The organism is Romboutsia sp. 13368, assembly GCF_018336475.1.
Classification (GTDB): Bacteria; Bacillota; Clostridia; order Peptostreptococcales; family Peptostreptococcaceae; genus Romboutsia.
Genome location: NZ_CP048741.1, coordinates 1,485,550 through 1,488,558 on the forward strand (window position 1 = coordinate 1,485,550; position 3,009 = coordinate 1,488,558).

General features: G+C 26.5%; 6 protein-coding genes. 4 read left to right on the plus strand and 2 right to left on the minus strand.

The features are described from left to right. A partial coding sequence (locus tag G3997_RS05995) for a hypothetical protein (RefSeq protein WP_296644400.1) occupies positions 1 to 719 on the minus strand: 719 nt, incomplete at its 3' end. Between the two features lie 356 nt (positions 720 to 1,075). Then, positions 1,076 to 1,333, minus strand: a complete 258-nt coding sequence (locus G3997_RS06000) for a Mor transcription activator family protein (protein ID WP_296644402.1) — start codon at positions 1,331 to 1,333, stop codon at positions 1,076 to 1,078. 156 nt (positions 1,334 to 1,489) lie between these two features. Between G3997_RS06000 and G3997_RS06005 the strand changes: the two genes are divergently transcribed. From G3997_RS06005 to G3997_RS06020, 4 genes are all read left to right on the plus strand, one after another. Further along, positions 1,490 to 1,705: a DUF1659 domain-containing protein gene (locus G3997_RS06005; RefSeq protein WP_296644403.1), complete on the plus strand. Its 216-nt coding sequence runs from the start codon at positions 1,490 to 1,492 to the stop codon at positions 1,703 to 1,705. Positions 1,706 to 1,732: 27 nt separating this feature from the next. After that, positions 1,733 to 1,966: a DUF2922 domain-containing protein gene (locus G3997_RS06010; protein ID WP_296644405.1), complete on the plus strand. Its 234-nt coding sequence runs from the start codon at positions 1,733 to 1,735 to the stop codon at positions 1,964 to 1,966. A gap of 67 nt (positions 1,967 to 2,033) precedes the next feature. Continuing rightward, positions 2,034 to 2,180: a YvrJ family protein gene (locus tag G3997_RS11680; protein ID WP_296644408.1), complete on the plus strand. Its 147-nt coding sequence runs from the start codon at positions 2,034 to 2,036 to the stop codon at positions 2,178 to 2,180. Positions 2,181 to 2,186: 6 nt separating this feature from the next. After that, on the plus strand, positions 2,187 to 2,717 hold the full coding sequence (locus tag G3997_RS06020) for an N-acetylmuramoyl-L-alanine amidase family protein (RefSeq protein ID WP_296644411.1): 531 nt from the start codon (positions 2,187 to 2,189) through the stop codon (positions 2,715 to 2,717). Positions 2,718 to 3,009: the final 292 nt, after the last annotated feature.

Sequence of the window (3,009 nt, forward strand, 5' to 3'; positions counted from 1 at the left end):
TTTCCATTTAGTATACTGTACATTTCTTTAATAGCATATTCACCTTGCTTTTCAGGTATATTTACATATCCTCCTATTACACCACTATATATATATGCATAGTTATTTGTATATATAGGATTTTCAGTTATATCTTTTATATCTTTTACTACATCATCAGGTGTTATATATGACTTATCTTGCTTAGATATAAATGACCCAACAATTATATTTGCTTGATTTTTTCCATTAACTTTTTTAAGTTGCTCTTTTATATCTTCAATATAATTAGATTGTATAAAATTAATTTTTATATTTCTAAATAATAAGCTATKCGAAAATAATACTCTTTCTTTTACAATATTAGAATAATCATAAGTATCAAGTATAATATTTATAGTATTCACTTGTTGATTAAGGTCTAGTATTGTATTAAGTAATAATGGTTCTTTATTTGATGATACTATACCTGTTATATATCTTTTATATTCTCCACTAATCTCAATATCTTTATTTACTCCTATACATATTATTTGTTTATGGTAGAATATGCTATCAGGATTTAATACTTGTGGTTTTACAAAGTCAAAGGCTTCATCATCTACAGTAAGGACTATATCGATATCTTTATATTGATATTTTGTATTTAGTAATTTGTTAAATGATTGTAAATATTCTTTATCATTTCTTTTCCTTATATCTAAATATTCAAATTCTATATCTATTTCTAAGTCTTTCATTTTTAATTCTTTTAAGGTATCATCTATACCTTTAGATATATACTGTTCCCATTTATCCTTTGTGTCATATGAATTTATAACTAATATATTTAATATTTTGTCATCATTACCTAAAATATTATATCCATATATTAAGTTTCCTCNNNNTAAATTTGAAAATTCATGTTTATACTTGATTCTCTTGTATAATGAATTTTCATGTATAAGAAAAATTGTAAAAGATAATGATGATTRCAAACTTTATAGTGATGATGATTGTATATCTATATCTAGTAATAATTTTAAAATTATAGGTAAGGTTATAGGACTTTTAAAAAACTTTAAATAAATAAAACCGTTGGATATATCCCAACGGTTTAACTCTTTTTACTAACAATTTTCCTAACACTAACCTCACTAATCCCAAACCTTAAAGCCATCTCCCTATAATCACCACAAAAACTCTCCCTAATAAGCCTATCTCTAACAGGCTTACTAATACACCTAATACTAGGCAAATACAAGCTTGTACCACCAGCACACTTAATAAGATTTCTAAAAGCATCAATACCAATAGCACAAGCCACACCCTTTAAATTCTCAGGTACATCATCAATACTTAACTTATCTATCACAAAACCACCTCCATACCTTAATATTTCAATACTTACACTACTTTTACCTTTGTCAAAAACTTCTAAACTTCTTTACTATATTTTGATAACACCTATAACCTATACTTAACTTAAGATTTACAAAAAATCTTAAAAATATATAAGGAGGTGGGTTAAATGGCAGTTGTTGAAGCTAAGAACCCTTCAAGTTTAAAAGTTAAATTAGATTTAGGAATGGTTGATGGTAAAACCAAAGTTAGAAGCAAAACTTTCTCAAATCTAAAACACGATGCAAATGCTCAAGATGTATATGACGTTGCAGAAAGCTTAATGGCTCTTCAAGAGTATGAAGTTTTAGAAACTATAAAAATAGACAACACTACACTAGCTTAAAAATTAAATTATTAGGAGGAATATATTATGGATACTAATGTAAACAAAAGATTAATTATGACTTTTAAAACTACTGATGATAAAACTGTTTCTTTATCAATAGATGACCCAAGAGAGGATATAACTGAATCTGAAATAAAGAGTGCTATGTACTTAGTAGTTTCTAAAAACATATTTGCCCCAGGTGGAGCTGATATTGCTAATGCTGTTAGTGCAAAGGTAGTTGTTACAGACACTACACCATATGATTTAGTGTTATAGAATTACTTTACTTAAATATTTAAAAGGTCAAGTTTATACTTGGCCTTTTGTTGTAAAGGAGGAATTTATGCATTCAGATATACAAAATATTATAGCTTCTGTTGGTTTTCCAATTGCTCTTAGTATGTATTTACTAATTCGCATTGAAGGAAAGCTTCAGACTTTAACTGATAGTATTAATGAATTATCTAAAAATATTATAAGTATGAGGTGATAAGTGGTGAAGTTTTATTTAGACTTTGGTCATGGTGGTAAGGATAGCGGTGCTGTTGGTTTTAATGGTACTTTTGAAAGTAATGTTGTTTTAAAGATTGGATTAATTTTAAAGTCTATGCTTGAAGATAATAATCATACTGTTATAACTACAAGGTGTGATAATACTTATTATTCTTTAAGTTATAGAACTAATAAGGCTAATAAGTATAATTGTGATTATTTTATAAGTTTACATATGAATTCTTTTTCTAATAGAAATGCCCGTGGTTGTGAGGTTTGGGTTTATGATAAGTCTAGTAGACTTTATAATACTGCTAAAAGTATTTGTAGTAATTTATCTAAAGCTTTAAATACACCTAATCGTGGTGTTAAGATTTCTAAAAGCTTTGCAGTTTTAAGAAAAAGCAATATGCCAGCTATGCTAGTTGAGATTGATTTTATATCTAATTCTTTAGTTGAGGATGTTTGCAGTAATTATGATTATTGTTATACTGTTGCAGAAAATATTTGTAATACATTATTAAATTTAGACTAGGTTTAATACAATCTTGAATTTGAATAATCTGTGAATAATAAAAAGATGGCATATCGCCATCTTTTCATTTATCTTATATTAACTTATGTTAATTTACCTTTATAGTTGCCTATTCCACCTAAATTGTATACCTTACNNNATTAAACAAAAAAGAAACTACAATCTAGTGGTATAGAGTAGTGGTTTCTAGTATAGACTATTTTTTATAGAATTTGAATTTTACTTCAAATTCAAAACCACTTTTTCTACGGCCAATAGATAAGTGGTTTTTTATTTTATCATATATAAAACT

Coding starts and splice junctions, on each gene's coding strand:
- G3997_RS06010 (WP_296644405.1), top strand. CDS start 1,733: ATGGATACTAATGTAAACAAAAGATTAATTATGACTTTTAAAACTACT.
- G3997_RS11680 (WP_296644408.1), top strand. CDS start 2,034: ATGCATTCAGATATACAAAATATTATAGCTTCTGTTGGTTTTCCAATT.
- G3997_RS06005 (WP_296644403.1), top strand. CDS start 1,490: ATGGCAGTTGTTGAAGCTAAGAACCCTTCAAGTTTAAAAGTTAAATTA.